Origin of the sequence: Paraburkholderia phymatum STM815 (assembly GCF_000020045.1) — a bacterium.
Lineage (GTDB): Bacteria > Pseudomonadota > Gammaproteobacteria > Burkholderiales > Burkholderiaceae > Paraburkholderia > Paraburkholderia phymatum.
The window spans coordinates 1943514-1963841 of record NC_010623.1; the positions used below are offsets into that span (position 1 = coordinate 1943514).

Below are 20328 nucleotides of genomic sequence, written 5' to 3' on the forward strand. Positions count from 1 at the left end.
GTTTCAAAGATCGATCCACGTATAGATGATTTGGCTAGTTTTGCCAACTTTGTAATGCGAATTTTTTGATTGCGGATTGTCGATAGGTGTTGGAATCACCCGAGTGAATCAGGAAAGAAATAGTGCCTCTTGGTGCTCCGCCACATTGGATGTTTCTAGGGAAACAAAATGAATGATAACAAGACTCGAAAGGGTGCCGACACCATTAGGCGGCGCGATGTTTTGCGGATGGGGATTTCCACTGCCGCTGTGGCACTGCTAGGAAGATCGCCGGTTAAAGCCTTCGCCGCAAGCGAGTCAGCTTTTCGAGTCATTGAAACAGCGAAGGGGAAACTCCGCGGCCGTGTAGTCGATGGGGTGGTGGATTTCAACGGGATACGATATGGGGCTGATACGTCCGGTGCGAACAGGTTCTTACCGCCTCAACCCGTTCCTGCCTGGAGCGGGGTCCGCGATGCACTGGCATTCGGGAATCAATGTACACAAAACAACCCGGATTATGCTGCGTGGGTCGACCCGAGTCAGGCAAGTGAAGATTGCCTGTTTCTCAACGTGTCGTCTCCGGTCAATGCAAGACCGGGGTCTCGCCTTCCGGTCATGGTCTGGATTCACGGCGGCGCATATATCTTCGGTTCCGCCAACTCCAGCCTCTACAACTGTCACAATATCGCTAAGGCGGGAAACGTTGTTACGGTTGGTATCAACCATAGGCTGAATATCTTCGGATATACATTCTTGGGAGAACATGAAGATCGATTCGCAACCTCCGGAAATGCGGGGCATCTTGATCTGATCGCGGCACTTGAATGGGTGAGAGAAAACATCGAGGCCTTCGGCGGGGACCCCGCAAATGTCACGGTGTTCGGGGAGTCGGGTGGCGGAGGGAAGATATGTGCACTCCTTGGTATGCCGGCCGCTGATGGACTGTTCCATAGGGCGATTGTACAGAGCGGTTCCCTGCTTGACCCACTGCGCACAAGCGACGCATCCGTAGTCACTGCCAGGATGTATGCAACGCTTGGTATTCGACCGGGCGACATCCAGGCCGTGCAGCGGCTGTCGACGCAGGAGCTCCTTCGATGCTACAACCAGCTTGTTGGGATGTCCGAAGATTGGATTCTGCAATATGGGCCTTTGGTTGACGGCAGGTCAATTCCAAAGGACCCGTGGGACAAATCGTCTCCGGCACTTGCGCGGCGAATACCGATGATCATTGGTACAAATTTGCACGAAGCCGTTGGGTTTATGGGGGATGAAGTGTTCAAGGACATCCCCAACGATGATGTGCTCGCAAAAAGAGCCGCAAAGTTCGCGATTCTGAACAAGATTGATCCAAACCAAGTCTTGCCGATGCTGGCAACGTATCGGCGGGCGATGCCGTTGCTCTCCAATCGGGAGCTTTTGGTCAGAGTTGCTTCGGACATCGGCTTCTGGAAAAACGCGGTGCGGCAAGCGGAGTTGCAGGCGCGCGACAGTTCTTCGAAAGTCTACATGTACGAATGCCACTGGAAGACGCCATGCTTTGGGAGTAAGTGGGCGCCGCACGGCGTCGAGATACCTTTCATTTTCAATATTGAGCATTATGGTGTTGCATGGGATGGCAAGGATTCGGACGCAGCACGTTCCTTGGCTGATCCCTCCAATCAACGTCGGAAAGTTGGCGCTCGTATGCTGGACGCTTGGATCAGTTTCGCGCGGACGGGGAATCCCTCGACGAGCGCACTTGCGTGGTCGCCGTACGATCTGAGTACCAGACATACGATGGTTTTTGATGAGCTTTCGCAGGTTGTTCGCGATCCGCGGGGAACTGTTCGTCCCCAAGTGCTCGCGCTCTAAGGCCGAGCGAAGCTCGTAACCGGCCGGCAGAAACCACCAGTGGTCCGCAATCCTAGGGTAAATACAGCTTGCGGGAAAATATTTGCTGGCGTAGATTTTACGCCAGCACCTAACCGAACTGAGTTGACGGGATTCAGTTCCACTACTACGTTTATTTTTTTATGCATTTTTATACGGCGTAGTCAGTTTTAAAACGTACTAGACAGTATTTTGGAAGGTTGGCACACCAAAAGGGCGGTAACTGAGGTGTTGCTCGACTAGTGGGCGTCAGGTTTGTGACTATGTGGCAAGGAGAGATGGGATGAAATTGCGGATGAAGGTCATCGCGTTGGTCGTATCGGTGGTGTCTTCGGCCAGCGCATGGCCGGTGACGCCTGCTGACGTTGCGAAGCTGGGTAAGGAACTCACAGCTGCAGGAGCCGAAAAGGATGGGAGCAAGGACGGTCAGATTCCTGCATTTGGAGGCGAATCCAAGCCTACGGGCAGTTGGACGTTCGGTAAGTCCAGAGAGGATTTCTGGAAATATAAAGACGAGAAGCCGCTCTACGTAATCGATGCTTCGAATGTCGACAAGTATGCTGACAAGCTGACGCCCGGCCAAATTGAGATGATCAAGCAGGTCAAAGGCTACACGATGCCCGTGTATCCGTCGCACCGGGAATGTGGCATTCCACAAAACGTCGCCGATAACACGAAGGAAGGTGCACTCAAGTCCACTATCGCGTCGGATGGTTGGTCGCTGGATAACGCTGTGTTGCCCAGCGTGCCATTCCCGGTTCCGGACAGTGGTATCCAAGCAATGTGGAACTTCTTGGCACGGTATCAGGGTCTAGGAACGGTCTACCAAGACATCTTTACGTACCTTTCGCCACGTCCCGGCTCGGATCAGTCGATCGCTTACCATTCGGCCGCGATTGCGTACTACCCATGGGGAGCCAAAGGTACGCATAATCCGAAAGAAAACGGCGGCCTCCAGCAGGGGAGTTACTACGCTTACAGTGAACCTGCCGCGTTGGCGGGTCAGGGGACAACGCAGCGTTACTATTTCTCAAAGGACACTGACAGCTTCTACTACTTTACCGGACAGCGGCGAGTCCGTCGTCTGCCTTCGTATGCTTACGATGCACCGATGATTGGGTACGAGAATCAGTACACAATTGATTCGCCTGGCATTTTCGGCGGAAACCCTGATCGGTTTGATTGGAAGCTCGTCGGGAAGAAGGAGGTCTATATTCCCTACAACGTGTTCGCTATGCAGCGACTGAATGCGAAGATCAGCGACGTTACGGGGCCGCATTTTGTCAATCCGGCATTCCGTCGCTATGAGTTGCATCGAGTATGGGAAGTCGTCGGCACAGTGAAGTCCGGGGTGCGCCACTCCACCCCCAAGAAAGTCATCTACCTCGACGAGGATAGCTGGATCGCAGCGGTTGGTGACGACTACGATGCTCAAGGAAAGATCTGGCACGTGAAGGAAAACGACATCACGCCCCAGTGGGAAATTGGTGCCTGTATTCTGAACGGATATGTCCAGAATGATGTAATCAGTGGTCGATATATTCTCGATATGGCGGTTGTAGGAACGGGTAAAGATATCAAGAATGTGCCGCCTGACGGAAATGATCCCCACCTGAAGGATAGCTTTTTCACCAGCGAAGGTCTTCAGGCTGTCAGTTCTCAATGAAGTTTATATCCCACGTTCCTGAGGTTTGAATGGGAATCCGAGAGAGGATAGTTTAAAGGCTTTCGGGTAAGTCATGATATGAACTGACTCTGCCATCGCATGTGTGGCAGCGATAGAGTCTTGACTGCCAATACGATCGGGCAGTTGCACTCGGATCTATGAGTAGCAATCTGCCCGAGTCACGCTCCCAGATACCGGTAGGCGACGAGATAGCGTGTCTCGCACGATGTTCCTATTAAACGAAGATAGATGGGAGGGGGCATGGAGCAATCTGTCGGGGCACTTATAACAAGTTCCGCCCGAAAGTTCGGTGACAAGACGGCGTTGGTTATCGGCGGAGAAAGCTGGTCGTTTCTTCAACTGGACTGCTTTTCCTCAAATGTGGCGAAGAGCCTGGAGCAGCGTGGCGTTGGAAAGGGTTCTGTCGTCTCGCTGTATTCCCCAAATTGTGCGCAATGGATCATCGCCTATTATGCGATCCTGAAATTGGGTGCAGTCGTCAACCCCTTAAATCTGATGCTTACGTCGTCTGAGGCAGCGTATGCGGTGAGCGACTGCAAGGCCGTCGCTGTGTTAGGTTCCTTGGAAAAACTGGTTCCATTGAGAGAGGCACTTGGGATCAACCAAGTCAGGCTGATCTCATTCGGAACTGCAACGGGGTCGATTGAATGTTTCAACGACCTGCTTTCTGGAGATGGAACAGACCATTATCCAGTAAGCGCGATTGAACTCGATGACCTATGCACCATTGGCTACACGTCGGGAACGACCGGCCACCCTAAAGGTGCCATGCTGTCGCATCGCGCAATCCTTCTAAACACCGCGATGACATCGACATACCATGTACGTACTGATCGCGATATCGTTGTCAGCGCACTACCATGTTCGCACGTCTATGGCAATATTGTCATGAACTGTGCTGTCGCGTGCGGGATGACTCTTGTACTGCACGCTGTCTTTGATGCGAAAGCGATTCTCGCGAGTATTGAGGCCTATCGGGCGACGATATTCGAGGGCGTGCCGACGATGTATATGTACCTGCTGAATTTGCCCGAACTTGCCGATTACGATGTTTCCACGTTGACGCGCTGCACGGTCGGCGGTCAGACCATGCCACCACAAAAGATGGAGGAGGTCGAGCGGAAATTTGGCTCCCCGTTGCTTGAATTGTGGGGTATGACTGAGTTGGGAGGACTAGGAGCGACACATCCCCTGTACGGTCCGAAAAAAAACGGGTCAATCGGGGTTCCGCTGCCGTTATTGAAAGCGCGGATCGCATCGTTAGAATCACCATCTAAAGAAGTGACGGCTCGAGAAGTAGGCGAGCTTCAGATGAAAGGCCCCATCACCATGATGGGGTATTATGGTCGTCCCGAAGCGACTCTGGAAACCATTGATGCTGACGGCTGGCTGCATACCGGCGACCTCGCTTATATAGACGAGGAAGGATTCATTTTTATCGTTGACCGCCTGAAAGATATGGTCATCACGGGTGGGTTCAATATCTACCCGGCGGAACTGGAGCGTGTCCTGTGTGAGCATCCATCGATTGCCCTAGCTGCAGTCGTGGGTGTACCAGATGATATTAAGGGAGAACTAGCGAAGGCCTTCATTGTACGCAAGCACGGCGCGGAGATAAGAACGGAAGATGTTTTTGAGTTTTGTCGTCAGAGGTTGGCTGCTTACAAGGTGCCTCGTTTGATCGAGTTTGTAGAGGATCTCCCGAAGACCAATTCGGGAAAGATCTTGCGGCGCGAGTTGAGAAAGAAGGCACTGCAGTAATATCGGCCGTAATTGTGCTGCGATGTTTGTTGGTGTGCCACATCTACACGGGAAGAATCCTGTAACCGGACATTTGACAGGATGGTCATTCCGGTTCTTGAAGCGTGCGACTTTGTAATCGGAGCGCTTGACCTAGTGCTCCCCTATACCGGCCCCAGGAAGAGTTGGTTCGCCAATTAGAGTCCCGAGGACGTCCGCGGTCTCGCGCTTACGAGTGCCTGGGTGTCCCCCCCTTCTGCAGTCTGGAGAAACCGATGTATAGTATGCGTGCACAATGCAGCAACAAGGTCGCAGTGTCAAGGTCGTAATCCTTGAGTTTGCGACCACGAAAAAGATCAGCTGCCGTGATTGGAGCAGGTGAGCATGCTGCTTGATTGCGATTTGCTAGCCCCCTTAAATCTTGGCTAAATCGCAAGGCCCGCATACTAGAAACGGTGCACGATACCGATCCGGCCGCCTATTTGGCGATTTGTTGTCGACATGGACGCAAGGGCGCCTTGGTAAAGGTCGGCATAGTGTGCGTCTCCGGCTGCCTGTTGGAAGGAAACCAAGCCGTAGACCTCGGTACGCTTGGACAGCGCGTAGCGAGACCCCAAGATAAATCGATGATATTTCAGCGTTTGTCCCAGGTATTCGATATGTCCAACCGTAAAGAGATATCCCCCGATGAATCGCCACGCGGGATTCAGCTGATACCGCACCGAAACGTCATAGTTGTCAAACGAGACGTCACTCGAGGTACCGTTTGCCTGCGCGAAGAGAGAGCGGGTATAAATTCCTCCGAGGGTAATATTTCCGAAATTGTATGTCCCGCCGGCAGCAATTATGCTCATGTGGTCCGGATTTCCAATGTAGCTCCATGGTCCGCTCGCACCGATAGCCGCTCCGGTCGTGTTTGCGATGAAGTGTCCATCGCCCGTCGTGAAAACTTGGGCCGGTCTGTTTGCATAGAGATAGGACGCTGCAACGTGCGCTCCAGCAACTGAATAGTCGGCTCCAACGCTCCAGATCGGTATCGTGTGCGGTGAGTTCGCGGCGTTGGTACCGCTGAAATTCATCAATACGCCAAGGCGGAAGCCGGAAACTGTTGGACTCGTATATTTCACTGCGTTGTCGATCCGGAAGGAATTGACTAGATTGTCGACATCGGTTCCGTGTGCGGCGAACGTACCCAGTTCAGAAGTAGTCGATGCAAACTGCATGAAGTCGACTACCGAGTCATACTGCCGACCGAACGTTACTGTACCCAGACGGGAAGATGCCAAGCCGATGTACGCTTGGCGACCAAACTCGCGCCCACCCTGAGCTGCGGTGCCGCTAGGAAGATTAAACCCGCTCTCGAGGCGGAAGATGGTTTCCAGACCGCCCCCAAGGTCTTCATGCCCAATGAGGCCCCACCTACTCCCATATATACCAGTGGACGTTCCGTCGCGCATGGCGAGCAATTGCTTGCCGGCTGAGTTATTGACGAAATCGATACCGTTATCGGCGAGACCATAGAGCGTGACGGAGCTCTGTGCGTCAGAATCAGTTGACTGTAGCGCTGCAAGTGAAATTGCCAAACAAGATAAGATTTTCTTATTCATTAGTATGCCAAAATAAATGATAGAGTTTTATTTAAAAACAGGAACATCATTAGGGATCAAACTCTTACCGATTAACGATCGCCGGATGTAGTCGGAAGAGTCTTATGACTGTAAAGTGAGCGATCGAAAATCGCGCACTTTCGCCTTAGTTTACCCTTATTCGGCCGATGTTTTGGGCGCCAAGAGGAGCAGCCAGATCAACGCTATTGCATAGAGTCCTGGAATGCCCATGAAAAGAATTTTGTAATTGTTATGTGTGGTCGTGAGAACGTAGCCGACGACCTGTGTCATGAACATGCCTGTTCCTGCTGCGCACATACCGCCAAAGCCAAAAACTGTGCTTACGAGCTCTTTGGGCGTGTAATCCATGCAGATGTTATAGATATTCGTGATCCAGGCTTGTCCAGCGGCGAGGCCGAGCGCGATTGCCAGAACGGCAGTCCAAAGATTATTCGAGTTTGCCGCCACAACACTCGTAACGAGCACGGCTGCTAGGAACATTGTGATGAGTCGGGCGTACACAGGGCGTACGCCACGGGTAATGAGGAAGGAAGAGATCAATCCTCCTCCAATGCTTCCAACGTCCGCGGCTACATAGATGATGATCAATGGTAACCCGATCTGATTGACGCTGATGCCGAGAGAATACTGCTGGTGGAGATATGGTGGTAGCCAGTAAAGGTAGAACCAGAAGACAGGTGCTGTTAATGAGAACGCGAGCGCAAAGGCCCAAGTCCCTCGCATAACCAAGATTCTATGCAGAGGCACTTTGATGGCCGGTTTCTCATCATCAGATTTCACATACTCGCGTTCCGATGCGCTGATCCAAGGATGGTCCTTGGGGTCGTAGTAGCAACGTGCCCAAACAAGGGCCCACGCGAGTCCGAGAATCGCGACGCCAATAAAGACGGCTTGCCAGCCGAATGCGAAGAGTAGAGCCGGCAGGATAATGGGTGTGAGGATTGCACCGATATGTGTTCCACCGTTAAAAATTCCAGTCGCAATGGCCCGCTCCGCCGGAGGAAACCATAATCTTGAGATCTTGACTCCCGAAGGGTAGTTTGCTCCTTCAGTCAGTCCCAAGATCAAGCGGCAAAGCATGAATCCTGCGACAGAGGTGGTGAAAGCATGCGCCCCTGTGGCGAGACTCCACAACAAGACAGCCCAGAAAAAGACTCGCCGAACCCCGAGTCGATCGATCAATGAACCTTGAAGGAAGTAGCCCACGGCATATCCGGCCTGGAACCAGAAATTGATGTTTGCGTAGTCCATTGTGGTCCAGCCAAGCGACACACTGAGGATCGGCTGGAGGATGCCAAGAGCTGCGCGATCGATGTAGTTCAGTGCCGTAGCCGCGAACACTAGCGCAAGCATGGCCCACCGTAGGCGCCCGACGCTCCATGTTTTGCGAACAACATTTGCTTCTTCGTTTCGTTCCCCCAAGGCTTGGGGCTCGCGTGTGGCTGTCATCTCAGATCCTTCTTCTTGTGGAACTTTTGTAGGCATAGCCGCGATGGGCGAAATCCTTTGGATCTCGAGATCCCATTTGGCGCTTGACTGACGACTGCGAGAGAGAGGCTTTAAGGCGGTCACAACGACAACTTCCAAGTCGGACTGGTAACCCGCACGTTTGGCGGTACCACGCTTCCCAGAACGGTGCATTGTCACCACGTCACCTACGATCCCACGTTCATAGAATACGATGAACAAAAATAAACTGACTGGGCAGTCTAATGTTTGCGGATGATCCTGGTCAGATGTTGGCCATTAACAACATTGATCGCGAGCACGTCGACTTCGAGTCAGCGCGGCAATGTTGGGCAGGCGAGCGTCAAATGATACTGGCAAGCAGTTCCTAACTCGGCGCGCGCACGCTCGAATAAAAGTGACTACGCGGAAGTGCATGTGTCCGTCGGGTGACCACGACGGCGTGCGAAGAAAGCCCGCGCGGCGAAATCGCATGCCATCTCGCGAGGCTTGCCGGCCTTGATGAATTCAATGGCGCACGATGTACGCTCAAAGGTTTCACATACTCTACGCGTGGACTGGCGTTATCGAGGCAAATTGTGAGGAAGAGTGTCGAGCGGCTGAGGCCGGCATTCTTGCCGTTGATGCGAAAACCTACAACTAATGGATGCTGGAAGTCGCATGCGCCAGTTTGCGATTGCGCTGTGCGTGTTGCTCGCACCGTGTGGTTCGCGGAACCGACCTCCACCTAACGTTTTCTCGGAATCGATTTGCCGTTGCGAGCACGTGATCGGAAGTCAATTTACGATGCTGCTGCGGTTCTGAACTTCATCGGCAGCAGAAAGAGGCGCCTTGATGTTGGCGTACTCAAGGATGGCATTCGCGAAACGGCTGAGAGCTGTGATCGAGCCATAAACGCTTTGGTACTCTTGTCGACCGATTTTGCCGTCAAGTGTCACCAGTAAGCCCGAGCTCTCCGCAATCTTCAGGATGTCCATTTCAAGCTCCGCAGAAAATTGATGTACGAGTGATGCTCATACAGCATATTGATGGGCCCGCATGGTGGGAGCGGCAGGCGACGGAGGGAATACGCCCCAAGAACCATCGTCTTGTTGGAAAAAGAAGATCACAAAAACGCCCCTCTCTTGTATTGACTCGACCCGGACGCAACGCCGGCGTCTCACGATGAATCGGGTCAGGTGCATCGGAACTCCGGGCGTGCGTGCTAACCACTTCTCAAGTTGGCATCTGAGGGACTTGACCGCATGCGAATCCATTTGTGTTACTCCTTCATGGAGATCGGCGCACATCTGTGGCGCAGGTGCCGTTGTCGAAAGGCCTGTCTGACCTGAATCGCCCGCGTCAACCGGGGCAATCGCATCAGGTGCTCCGCTACCGTCGGCTCTTTTCTCAAGATACCGTCAGTCAAAAATAGTAATCTGATGAGTACGTTTATTTGACTGACGGGTTTATTCAAACATAGTCCATGGCCAATGGGTAATCAAGGCAGATGATGCCAGGGAAAATACCTACAAGTCTTAAAAAATGACTAACGAGTTTTGGCTCCCATTCTCAACGGGGACGACGAGCCTCTGGGCACAGATCTCCGTATTCTGTTCGGGATGCCCGATGTCACGATTCCAGCAACGTGGCAGAGCGCGCTTCGCGCTCGTTAGTGAAGTGTCGCCAATATTACTTCCAGGGTAATATTGGCGGTATGTAATTTAGAATATCTGGTATGTTTAATTGACCATTGGTATAATTTGACCCGAACCACTGGCGACAGGGCGTACGTCGTAACTGGTGCCGGCCTGCTCACCGGGGTCTCGCGACGAGTTCGCATCCTCGCCCCAGACCTGGATAGGGAGGCGTGAGGTAGCGGGAATTCAGCAAGGCGCAAATTGTCATCGTCCCGGCCTCGCTTGAGTGTCGCCGTTGCGCTGCCTTGGGACGGCACCCGGTTGTACTTGAAAGGCCCGCAGCGAATGGCTGCTCGCTCGTTGCCGCTAACGCATCGACTATCGGGCCTCAGTCGTTGATATCGAATCTTGGGTCTTAGTGATCCTTGTGAGCTCCCCATGGGTGAAAAGTTGGCCTTTAAACTCAACGACGTACAACGTGCCCGTGGCGTCTCCGTGTGGCGAGGAAAGGTTTGTAATGCAAACGCGGCGTTGCTGACGCGAATCTGTATCTTGGAAGGCAACCTTTCCCCTTTTGCACAAACCTCGCCTCCGAACAGATCGCTGATCGATTTGTATCATCGGCGCGAGCGAATACTTGAACGTTACGAGCATCTGTTCGCCGCCGAGGATTGAGAGTTGGCCGACGTCCGCTCGGACCTGGTCAAGTAGCATTGCGCGCCGATGCATATCTCCAGTCTGCTCCGTTGCCTCCCTTCAGCCCATTTAACGCGAAGGAAGATGGACCCTCTCGCTACGCCCATTCTGGAGTGAAGCGCCGGCAGCAGGCACTTGAGCAACTGCACTCTCTCCGCGCTCGAAAAGGCTTGGGAGGATTTGAAGATGGCGGCACGAAGCGAATTGCTCCGCATGATCGGTACGAAGCGTGCCGAAAGTGTCTCGAACCGTACCGTCCAATCTTTCCCAACAAGACGTCGATACGAAACATAGGGGGTCCTCCACTTGACTTGCTGGTTTTTTATAGAGACTATCAAGTCTTCTTTTTGACTGGTCGGTATGGCTGCGCTTCGCTCACCATGCAAATTGTTGGAAGCATCGCGTCAGCAAATCAGACTCTCCCTTTTAGGAGTAGCGGTTGTGAAGATTGACGGCATCGAGAATGACAAGAAAAATGAAAGGCATGATCACGGGGGAGTCACCCGACGGGATGTACTTCGCGTCGGAGCGGCCGCTGTAACTACTTCACTGTTCTCCCTGCCAGGGATGACGTTTGCGCGTACAGGCGACTCCTTTAAGACTGTCCAGACTACGCATGGAAAACTACGCGGACGTGTGAATGACGGCTTGGCTTCGTATCTAGGTGTCCGCTACGGCGCGAACACTGGCGGTGAAAATCGATTCCTGCCGCCACAACCGGTGACGCCATGGCATGGGGTTCGTGATGCGCTTCACCTTGGGAGTCAAAGTCCGCAGGACAATCAAGATTTTGCTACGTGGGTCGATCCAAGTTCCGCGACCGAAGACTGTCTTATGCTAAATGTGTTCAGTCCTTCGAGCGCTAGCACGTCCTCGCGTCTACCGGTAATGGTATGGATGCACGGGGGCGGCTATAGCTTTGGCTCAGGGTACTCGCATGTTTACAATTGCGGAAGCATCGCGAAAACAGGGAATGTTGTAACTGTTGGCATCAACCATCGCCTTAACATTTTTGGATACACGTACCTGGGCGAGCAGCAAGACGACCGGTTTTCTTCTTCCGGTAACGCAGGGCATCTGGATCTCATTGCTGCGCTGAAGTGGGTCCGTGACAATATTGAGAACTTTGGGGGCGATCCTAACAACGTTACTGTCTTCGGACAGTCGGGAGGTGGTGGAAAGATCACCACGCTCCTTGGCATGCCCGGTGCTCAGGGTCTATTCCACAAGGCTATCATCCAGAGTGGGTCCGTGCTGAAAGTCCGCGAGTCCAGTGAGGCTGCGGCATTAACAGACTCGGTGTACGCTACGCTCGGACTACGACATAATGACATCAAGGCGCTTCAGGCGGTTCCGACTCAAAAGCTGCTAAAGTGCTTCGAAAAAATCAGCACCGAGGCTAAATCAAATTTCAACCCTTCGATCATATTTGGCCCGACGGTGGATGGCCGCGTCTTGCCGAAAATGATCTGGAAGGGAGACATTCCGGAGTTTGCGCGTAAAGTGCCGGTGCTGCTGGGGAACACGTCACAGGAAACAGCGGCGTTCATCGGTTCTGACATGTTTGCGCCTCTAAAGGATGATCAGGCCCTCGCCGAAAAGGCAGCGAAATTTGCGACTATCAACAATATTGATGTCAACGAGCTACTTCCGGTCATAAAAAAGTACCGGCAGGTAATGCCGAAACTTTCGGAGCCCGAGCTGCTCGTTCGCGTTTCAACTGATATCGGCTTCTGGAAAAATGCGGTTACGCAGGCCGACATGCTTGTGGCTGCAAAAGGCTCTCCGGTTTACATGTACGAGTGTGCCTGGCAGACTCCATGTTTTGATAGCAAATGGGCCTTGCATGGTGTTGAATTGCCATTTGTTTTCAATGTTCCACTCTATGGAACAGCGTGGGATGGGAAGGACTCTGATGCGTTGCGAGCCTCCGCAGATCCGGAAAACCATCGTCTTGCTTTAGGCAAGCAAATGTTTGACGCATGGACGAGTTTCGCTCGCAGCGGCAATCCGTCGACAACATCGCTTCCATGGCCCACTTACGACACCGAGTCGCGAGCGACCATGATGTTTAGCACGCAGTCGAAGGTCGAGAACGATCCGCATCAAGCGATGCGCGGCGACATTGTGAGTCTCTGAGACTGAGTCACGTTGAAAAGGTGGCGACTTGTCTGTTTTATGGCTGTCACTTTAAGAAGAGTATTAATATCAAACGCGTTCCTGGAATTTTTAATTTCAGGAATGCGTCGAAACGCGAAACGGTGCCGAGAACGGCGCATCGACGCTTTAAGCGTGCGACTCGAAATGAAGCGCGGAGATGGCTAACGAAGCTGCTTTCGATGTTTGCCGCAACACCTTCCGAAAACACTAGTGATTACTCTTGAGATGGTGCGACGCATATGTCCCGGCAACTGAAAATTAACGAAGACTTGGCACAGTACATCATTGAGCAACTTGCTCTCATTGACCCTATCTCGACACGTTCTTTATTCGGTGCCTGCGCACTGTGTCGAAATGAACATGTGTTCGGTATGGTATGGAAAGGGGATCTGTATTTCAAAGTTGATGATGAGAATCAAAATGACTATGAAATCGCTAACTCACATACGCTCGGCTATGTATCCAAGGGGGAGGAGCGTGCTCTTAAATCCTTCCGGGCGGTACCCGCCGAGGTAGTCGAGAATCGGGAGGAACTGCGCATTTGGGCCGAGAAAGCGTATCGGGCCGCGATGAAGGCGGCAAAGCCCTCGTCGTAGTCGAGCCACGAGTAAGTCACGGTGTGGAAGGGGGGTGACTAGCGAATAAGAATAAGCGCTCGGCAAACCCATCTTGAGTCTGGCTGTAGCGCTTGGGAGTATCGTGTCCACTTAATTGAATAAGCGGACAAGTGAACACTATCGAATCGGAATCACTCCCGGAGCGTCGTCGTCGGAAACGCCACAGCGAGGAGTTCAGGGCCAAGGTTGTAGCGGCCTGGCAAGGAATCGGCGTATCGGGTGCTTACGTTCAAGCGGTTCCGGAGCGCGGCCCTTGCCCTCTCCAGTATCGCACCGATGCACCAGCGTGCTCCTCAAAGATACCAATCCACCCCCGATCTGGATGGCGATGCTGCCAGCTCGTTGAGGTTCAAGAACGGTAGGCGATTACTCGCTCGCCTACCGAATTTGCACCACAATCCTCACAGGCAACGCGACAAAGCCTCCCGCAGAAATTAGCGACCGCCGGCCGTTCAGAACTGGTGACGCGCGCCCACCATCACGCCCGTCTGATCGACTCCGGGCAACGGCGTAGACGCAGGCGGCAGCACGCCGCCGTCGATCGTGAATGTCGCGTTGCGCTCGTTGAACATGTGTCCGACGGTGATATAGACCGAACTGCGCTTCGACAGGAGATACGCCGCGCGCGCCGCAATCACGGAAGCGCCCGCGGAGCTGCTATTCACGGATATGTGGCCGAACTGGGCGTCGAGGGCGATTTGCGGAGCGGGGAGATACGTTCCGCCCAGCCACCAGTAGTTGCTGACGGCATCGAAAAGCGTCGCCGTCTGCGCTCCGTGATTGATCCGATGCAGATATCCCGCGCCGATGGTCGCCGTGCCGAATTTCACGTAGCCGTCGATCACAGCGCGCGTATCCGTCAGCGAACTGGTCGGCAGTGGCGAGCCGGTGCCGCCTCCGCCGTAGTTGCGGTCGAATGCCGCCGCCACGCCCCATGTTGCCGCTTCGTATTTCACCATCGCTGACATCGACTTGCAGGCCCGCCAGTCTGTCGGCGACTGGCCGGCGCATCCGCCCGCCGCTGCGGGATCGACGGCGTCGCGCCCGAATGAATAGGTAGCGGCCACCGTCAGTCCCGACGTCGTGAACGTGTAGGCGACAGCGTTATCGACCCGCGCCTGGGACAGGTAAGGGTCGAGGTCACCGGCTGCGTAGATGTTCGGGCCCATCGTGTCGCCCGGCAACGCCCAGTAGATCTGCGAGTATTGCCGGCCCAGCGTGAACGTTCCCCATCGCCCCGACAGGCCGACGTAGGCCTGCCTGCCAAACAGGCGGCCGCCCTGGTTCAGCGCCCCCGTCGACGGAGCGAATCCCGATTCCAGCACGAACACCGCGCTGAGCCCGCCGCCAAGATCCTCCTTGCCGCGAAACCCCCACCTCGAAGGAATCGACGCGGTGAACGACGGGACGCGGACCGCACTCGACTTTGTTGGACCGTTGTTGGTCACATATTCGACGCCCGTATCGATGATGCCGTACAGCGTGACCGAACTCTGTGCCTGCGACGCCACCGGTGCACACATCGCGAGCGACAGCAGTCCCCAGCCAATCGTCTGACGCCACGAAAAACCATTCCCCGTTCGACTCGACCTTGAACTCATTCATCTGTCTCCCGTTTTGGTGAATTACTTCCGTGGAAGGTAATTTTTTAACATCTTCCATGTCAAACATTTTGCGGTCGGGAGTTACCCGTATCGGACGGCCGCCGGGAGCAGCATCCATACGCCGACTCGCTTCCCACACGCGTCTTCACATATCGGGTTTTGCCCTATCTCGACATTCCGTATCCGAAATAGTATCTTCCATGGAAGACGAAATGAAGAGCGCAGGAAAACCTGCACAGGAGTGCGTTGACAAATGAGAGATCTTGAAGGCTTTGCCTGGCATGACGACTACGCCCTCGGCCATCAGACGATGGACGAGACCCACCACGAGTTCGTCTCGTGCGTGCACACGCTGCTGACTGCCGAAGACGCCGATCTTGGCGACGCGCTGGCGGCGTTTGCCGGGCACGCGCACAGCCACTTCGGCGACGAGGACGCTTCGATGCGCGAGACAGCCTACCGTTCGGCGGGCTGTCATATCGACGAACACGCTGCCGTACTCCGCTCGCTCGACGAAGTGCGCGCAATGCTTGCCCAGGGTCGAACCGATGTCGTGCGTTCATTCGCCCGCGCGCTCGTGGACTGGTTTCCCGAGCACGTGCGTGTGATGGACCAGGGCCTCGCCCGCTGGCTGATTCAACAGAAACTGGGCGCGTCGCCCGTCGTGATCAGGCGGCAACTTCGCGTCGCCGCCTGATACGCATCACTTTTACTGCTCACGTCCCCAATGGAAGATCAAACAACCTCTGTGCACACCTTGCTGCAAGTGAAAGTTGCCGCAAAGGTGTGGCTCGCCGACGGCATCGCCGGCTATGAACTCTCGCCCGTGTCAGGCGATGCGCTGCCTGCCTTCGAAGCAGGCGCGCACATCGACCTGCATGTCCCCGGTGGTCCCGTTCGTCAGTACTCGCTGTACGAGTTGTCCGGCGAAGACGGGCGGTATCGGATCGGCGTGCTGCGCGATCCCAATTCGCGTGGCGGTTCCGTCAAATTGCTCGATGACGTACAGGCGGGCGACACGTTGACCATCAGCGCCCCGCGCAATCATTTCGCGCTTCACAGCGCAGCAAACGATCGCTCGATTCTCTTTGCGGGCGGCATCGGCATTACGCCGATCTTCTGCATGGCGCAGCAGCTTGCGGGCGAGCAACGCCCATTCGAACTGCACTATTGCGGGCGCACGCTTTCGGGTATGGCGTTCGTCGATCGCCTGCAGCAGGCGCAATCCGGCGGCGAATCGAATATCCACGTGCACGTGGATGACGGTGCGCCTGACCAGCAGCTCGACGCGCGCAGCGCGATCGGCGCCCCGTCAGCAGACAGGCATCTGTACGTGTGCGGCCCTGCGGGCTTTATGGATCACATTCTCGCAACTGCGCGCGAGCTCGGATGGGACGAGAAGCATCTGCACCGCGAATACTTCGCGGCGGCAACGCCGGTCGAATCGTCTTCGGATGACGCGCCGTTCGAAATCGAAATCGCCAGCAGTGGCAAGGTCATCACGGTGAGCACCGCTCAAAGCGCAGCGCAAGCCTTGCTGGAGGCTGGTTTCGATGTGCCGCTGTCGTGCGAGCAGGGTGTCTGCGGCACCTGCATGACGAAGGTACTCGCCGGCGTGCCCGAGCACCGCGACCTGTATCTGACCGATGACGAGCGGGACCGCAACGACGCCTTCATGCCCTGCTGCTCACGCTCGAAAACGTCGCGGCTGACGCTCGATCTTTGACGCGACTTCACACACTGCCCATTCCTGTAGCGAGGGATAACCATGTTGAACAAGCAAGACAATGAACTGATGTGCCGCACGGGCGCCGGTACCGGCATGGGCGACGCCATGCGCCGCTTCTGGCTGCCCGTGATGCAGTCGTCGGATATGCCGCCGCCGGACGGCGAACCGCAAACTGTCGAACTGCTGGGCGAGCGCTTCGTCGTCTGGCGCGACGCGCAGGGGCGGCCCGGCGTCTTCGCTGAAGCCTGCCTGCACCGCGGCGCGTCGATGCAACTGGCCCGCTCGGAAGGCGACGGCTTGCGCTGCATTTATCACGGCTGGAAGTTCGCCGTCGACGGCACGGTGCTGGAAACGCCTAACGTCGAAGATCCGCGCTTCAAGGAACGTATCAAGGGACGCGCGTGGCCCGTTCAGGAAGCGGGTGGCATCGTGTGGGTCTATCTGGGTCCGAAGGGCACCGAGCCGCCTTTCCCGCGCTGGGCGTTCATGGATCAGCCGGACGCTCACCGCATCAACGCCTGCGCCGTCATCAACGCGAACTTCGTGCAGGTGATGGAAGGTCTCGTCGACTCGTCGCATCTGACGGTACTGCACAGCTCCGCACTGGCGAGGACCAGCGATTCCGAGCTCGACTATGCAAAGAAGACCTCGCACATGCAATTCGACGCAGCACCCAGAATCGAAGCCGACGAAACGGACTTTGGCTTCCACTATGTGGCGATCCGCGAGACGGAGGGCAAACGCATTGCGCGGGTGACGGCGTTCATCGCACCGTGCTTCATCGCCAACGCCAATGGCGATGTGTTTCTCGCCATCGTTCCTGTCAACGACGAGCGCTGCAATCTCTATCACGTATGGTGGGACGCCGGCAAGCGCATCGGCGAAGACCCGCTGCGCAACGAGCAACTCACGTTCGTGGGCCTGGATGAGCCGACGCTGCGCCGGTACGGCATGACGGCCGACACCTGCAACACAGCCGCCGCGATGTCGGTGGCGAATGGCTATTTGCAGGATCGCGCGCAGATGCGCACCGGCCACTTCACCGGTCTGGCGAGCATCACACAGGAAGACGCTGCGTGCAGCGTGTCGAGTGGCGCGATTCGGGACCGTTCGCAGGAAATGCTGTCCACCGCCGACATCGCGATCAGCCGCCTGCAGCGCTGCCTGCTGACCTATGCCCGCGCGGCACGCGACCAGCAGCAGATCGCGGCACTGCACGCCGATGCCGGTGGCGCGATTGGCGTGTCCGCCGAAATCGGTCCGGATGAAGATTGGCGCACCCTCGTGCCACACCATCGCATCGTCGCATCGCAAGGTGCGGCGCGCGCAGGACGCAGTCAGTAACGAACGTAGAGAAAGGAGAACCTGGAATGTTGAGCCGCGAAGATAACGAATTGCTTTGCCGTGTCGGTCCGGGCACGCCCGTTGGCGCATTGATGCGACGCTTCTGGCACCCGGTTTGCACGTCCGCGCAACTGCCGCAACCCGACTGCGCGCCGCTGCGCGTGCGCCTGCTCGGCGAAAACTACGTCGCGTTTCGCGACAGCGACGGAAAGGTCGGATTCCTGGAAGAGTTGTGCATGCATCGGGGCGCGTCGCTTGCGTTGGGCAGAGTCGAGGAAGGCGGCATCCGTTGCCTCTATCACGGCTGGAAGTTCAGCGCTTCGGGCACCGTGATGGAAACACCGAACCATGCCGATCCGAAGTACGCGGCGCGTCTGAAGGCGCCCGCTTTCCCGGTTCGCGAGGAAGGCGGTATCGTGTGGGCCTATGTCGGTCCGCAAGACCAGGTTCCCGCGTTTTCGCGCTACGCGTTCATGGACGCCGAACCGGCCCATCGCGTCGTGCTGCGTATCAACGTGGCCTGCAATTACCTGCAACTGGTCGAGGGCGGCGAAGACAGTTCGCACGTCGGCGTACTGCACACCAATATGGCGCGTCCCGGCTGGAAGGACGACGAGTTCACACGCAACCCCGATGTCGTCAATCCTGCCGCGCTCGCATCCAACGACCTCGAACCGGTGCTGAAGATCGAGACCACCACGTTCGGTTTTCACTACGTTGCGCTGCGCAAGACCGACGACCCGGCAGTCCGCAATGCACGCGTCGTTCCGTTCATCGTGCCGTATGGCCGGATCATTCCCGCGCCGGCGTTCCTGTTCACCGTCCTCGAAGTGCCCGAGGACGACACGCACACCAGCACGTTCATCGTCGTTCATGGCAACGCGCCCGTGACGGAAGACAAGATCATTGAACTGCTGGGGCTCAACGATCCGAACTACTACGACCGCAAGAATTGCACGTTCACCGCGAGCTGGCTGGATTCGTTCGGGCAAAACCGCGAGCTGATGAAAGAGAACTGGACGGGTTTGCGAGGCGTCGAAGTGGAAGACGCGTCGATCGGTCTGTCTCAAGGCCCGCTTTACGACCGTTCCCGCGAACACCTGGTGCCGGCCGATCAGGCCGTCGTTCGCGTGCGCCGCGTGCTGCTCGACGCCGTCAAGGCGGTGGCGGAAGGCCGGCAGCCCGCTGCGCTCGGCCTCGACCTGAGCGGCGTTGGCGCCTGTGACGCGCTGCTCGAAGAAGGCGACGCGTGGCAGGATCTGCTGCCGTCCCATCGCCAGACGGCGGCAGCCTGAGGAGAACATTCATGACGACGAGTGACCAACGCAATACCGTTCCGGATTACCTGTCCCTGCTGCGGCTCGACGGCCGCGGCTTCGTGCTGCTGGGCGCCGGCCAGGGCATCGGCGAGCAGACCGCGCATGCCCTCGCGCAAGCCGGCGCCCGCGTGCTTTGCGTCGACAAGGATGCGCAGCTCGCGCGCAACATCGCCGAAGCGGTGGGCGGCATTGCGTGCGCCGCCGACGCGACCTCGCGCGCCGACATGCAGCGCGTATTCGACACGGCGCGCGAGCACTTCGGCCGCATTCATGGTGTCGTCGATATCATCGGCGTGGCGGGCATCAAGCCGCTCGCTGCCGTCGACGACACCTCGTGGGACCAGCAGTTCGACATCGTGGTCCGCCATGCGTATCTCGCGATCCAGATCGGCGGCGAGATGATGAAGGCCGATGGCGGCGGCACTTTCGCCTTTGTCGGCTCGCTGGCCGGCGATCGCGCGATTCCGAACGAAGTCGCCTATGCAGCCTCGAAAGCGGCCTTGCATCATCTCGTGCGCAGTGCAGGTGCCGAATATGCGCCTCACAACGTGCGCATCAATGCCGTCTCTCCGGGCTTTGTGCGCACGCCGCGGCTCAACCAGCGGCTCAGCGAGGAAACGTGGACAGCCGTCGGAAAGGCCATTCCGATCGGACGCGCCGCCACGCCGGCGGAAATCGCGGGGCACCTGCTGTTCCTCGCCTCCGATCTGAGCGCCCACATGGCGGGCGAGATCGTTACCGTCGATGGCGGCCTGAGCGTGCTCGCTGCCATTCCGCGTATCACGTTCGCTCCTTCCGCGACTCCGACGCCCTGAAACCCATGATGCCTTCTTCCGCACAGAAACAGATTCATCCGTCGCTTCG

15 protein-coding genes are annotated in these 20328 nt (G+C 56.2%); 11 read left to right on the forward strand and 4 right to left on the reverse strand.

Annotation, left to right across the window (positions count from 1 at the left end; genetic code table 11):
- The first annotated feature begins 168 nt into the window (after positions 1-168).
- The 3 genes from BPHY_RS24435 (at position 169) to BPHY_RS24445 (ending at position 5302) form a co-directional block, all read left to right on the forward strand.
- Positions 169-1836: a carboxylesterase/lipase family protein gene (locus BPHY_RS24435; RefSeq protein WP_012404143.1), complete on the forward strand. Its 1668-nt coding sequence runs from the start codon at positions 169-171 to the stop codon at positions 1834-1836.
- Positions 1837-2137: 301 nt separating this feature from the next.
- A complete protein-coding gene (locus BPHY_RS24440; protein ID WP_041764689.1) occupies positions 2138-3520 on the forward strand; it encodes a DUF1329 domain-containing protein in 1383 nt (460 codons plus the stop codon).
- Positions 3521-3781: 261 nt separating this feature from the next.
- Positions 3782-5302: an AMP-binding protein gene (locus tag BPHY_RS24445; protein ID WP_012404145.1), complete on the forward strand. Its 1521-nt coding sequence runs from the start codon at positions 3782-3784 to the stop codon at positions 5300-5302.
- Between the two features lie 425 nt (positions 5303-5727).
- Here BPHY_RS24445 and BPHY_RS24450 read toward each other — a convergent pair whose 3' ends face one another.
- The 3 genes from BPHY_RS24450 to BPHY_RS24460 form a co-directional block, all read right to left on the reverse strand.
- Positions 5728-6888 carry a porin gene (locus tag BPHY_RS24450; RefSeq protein WP_012404146.1) on the reverse strand — a complete coding sequence of 387 codons (1161 nt, stop codon included), beginning with the start codon at positions 6886-6888 and terminating at the stop codon, positions 5728-5730.
- Between the two features lie 156 nt (positions 6889-7044).
- Positions 7045-8358, reverse strand: coding sequence for an MFS transporter (locus tag BPHY_RS24455; RefSeq protein WP_041765351.1), 1314 nt, complete (start codon positions 8356-8358; stop codon positions 7045-7047).
- 794 nt (positions 8359-9152) lie between these two features.
- Positions 9153-9353 carry a hypothetical protein gene (locus BPHY_RS24460; RefSeq protein ID WP_012404148.1) on the reverse strand — a complete coding sequence of 67 codons (201 nt, stop codon included), beginning with the start codon at positions 9351-9353 and terminating at the stop codon, positions 9153-9155.
- 1080 nt (positions 9354-10433) lie between these two features.
- Between BPHY_RS24460 and BPHY_RS41900 the strand changes: the two genes are divergently transcribed.
- The 3 genes from BPHY_RS41900 (at position 10434) to BPHY_RS24475 (ending at position 13447) form a co-directional block, all read left to right on the forward strand.
- Positions 10434-10670 (forward strand): hypothetical protein, encoded by a 237-nt coding sequence (locus BPHY_RS41900; RefSeq protein WP_157686699.1) that lies wholly within the window; start codon positions 10434-10436, stop codon positions 10668-10670.
- A gap of 462 nt (positions 10671-11132) precedes the next feature.
- The gene (locus BPHY_RS24470; protein WP_012404150.1) at positions 11133-12830 is read left to right on the forward strand and encodes a carboxylesterase/lipase family protein; all 1698 of its coding nucleotides are present in this window, start codon (positions 11133-11135) and stop codon (positions 12828-12830) included.
- Positions 12831-13090: 260 nt separating this feature from the next.
- Positions 13091-13447 carry a TfoX/Sxy family protein gene (locus BPHY_RS24475; protein ID WP_012404151.1) on the forward strand — a complete coding sequence of 119 codons (357 nt, stop codon included), beginning with the start codon at positions 13091-13093 and terminating at the stop codon, positions 13445-13447.
- A gap of 473 nt (positions 13448-13920) precedes the next feature.
- Here the strand turns inward: BPHY_RS24475 and BPHY_RS24480 are convergent, their stop codons facing one another.
- Entirely contained in the window at positions 13921-15069 is a 1149-nt protein-coding gene (locus BPHY_RS24480) for a porin (RefSeq protein WP_012404152.1), read from the reverse strand.
- A gap of 256 nt (positions 15070-15325) precedes the next feature.
- Between BPHY_RS24480 and BPHY_RS24485 the strand changes: the two genes are divergently transcribed.
- The 5 genes from BPHY_RS24485 to BPHY_RS24505 are packed head-to-tail and all read left to right on the forward strand — an operon-like array spanning position 15326 to position 20279.
- Positions 15326-15769, forward strand: coding sequence for a bacteriohemerythrin (locus BPHY_RS24485; RefSeq protein ID WP_012404153.1), 444 nt, complete (start codon positions 15326-15328; stop codon positions 15767-15769).
- A gap of 30 nt (positions 15770-15799) precedes the next feature.
- On the forward strand, positions 15800-16798 hold the full coding sequence (locus BPHY_RS24490) for a PDR/VanB family oxidoreductase (protein ID WP_012404154.1): 999 nt from the start codon (positions 15800-15802) through the stop codon (positions 16796-16798).
- A 42-nt stretch (positions 16799-16840) separates the two neighbouring features.
- Entirely contained in the window at positions 16841-18145 is a 1305-nt protein-coding gene (locus BPHY_RS24495) for a Rieske 2Fe-2S domain-containing protein (RefSeq protein WP_012404155.1), read from the forward strand.
- A 26-nt stretch (positions 18146-18171) separates the two neighbouring features.
- Positions 18172-19440 carry a Rieske 2Fe-2S domain-containing protein gene (locus BPHY_RS24500; RefSeq protein WP_012404156.1) on the forward strand — a complete coding sequence of 423 codons (1269 nt, stop codon included), beginning with the start codon at positions 18172-18174 and terminating at the stop codon, positions 19438-19440.
- A gap of 11 nt (positions 19441-19451) precedes the next feature.
- Complete coding sequence (locus tag BPHY_RS24505; protein WP_012404157.1) at positions 19452-20279, forward strand: SDR family NAD(P)-dependent oxidoreductase; 828 nt, start codon at positions 19452-19454, stop codon at positions 20277-20279.
- Positions 20280-20328: the final 49 nt, after the last annotated feature.

Coding starts and splice junctions, on each gene's coding strand:
- BPHY_RS24435 (WP_012404143.1), top strand. CDS start 169: ATGAATGATAACAAGACTCGAAAGGGTGCCGACACCATTAGGCGGCGC.
- BPHY_RS24440 (WP_041764689.1), top strand. CDS start 2,138: ATGAAATTGCGGATGAAGGTCATCGCGTTGGTCGTATCGGTGGTGTCT.
- BPHY_RS24445 (WP_012404145.1), top strand. CDS start 3,782: ATGGAGCAATCTGTCGGGGCACTTATAACAAGTTCCGCCCGAAAGTTC.
- BPHY_RS24450 (WP_012404146.1), bottom strand. CDS start 6,888: ATGAATAAGAAAATCTTATCTTGTTTGGCAATTTCACTTGCAGCGCTA.
- BPHY_RS24455 (WP_041765351.1), bottom strand. CDS start 8,358: ATGACAGCCACACGCGAGCCCCAAGCCTTGGGGGAACGAAACGAAGAA.
- BPHY_RS24460 (WP_012404148.1), bottom strand. CDS start 9,353: ATGGACATCCTGAAGATTGCGGAGAGCTCGGGCTTACTGGTGACACTT.
- BPHY_RS41900 (WP_157686699.1), top strand. CDS start 10,434: ATGGGTGAAAAGTTGGCCTTTAAACTCAACGACGTACAACGTGCCCGT.
- BPHY_RS24475 (WP_012404151.1), top strand. CDS start 13,091: ATGTCCCGGCAACTGAAAATTAACGAAGACTTGGCACAGTACATCATT.
- BPHY_RS24480 (WP_012404152.1), bottom strand. CDS start 15,069: ATGAGTTCAAGGTCGAGTCGAACGGGGAATGGTTTTTCGTGGCGTCAG.
- BPHY_RS24485 (WP_012404153.1), top strand. CDS start 15,326: ATGAGAGATCTTGAAGGCTTTGCCTGGCATGACGACTACGCCCTCGGC.
- BPHY_RS24490 (WP_012404154.1), top strand. CDS start 15,800: ATGGAAGATCAAACAACCTCTGTGCACACCTTGCTGCAAGTGAAAGTT.
- BPHY_RS24495 (WP_012404155.1), top strand. CDS start 16,841: ATGTTGAACAAGCAAGACAATGAACTGATGTGCCGCACGGGCGCCGGT.
- BPHY_RS24500 (WP_012404156.1), top strand. CDS start 18,172: ATGTTGAGCCGCGAAGATAACGAATTGCTTTGCCGTGTCGGTCCGGGC.
- BPHY_RS24505 (WP_012404157.1), top strand. CDS start 19,452: ATGACGACGAGTGACCAACGCAATACCGTTCCGGATTACCTGTCCCTG.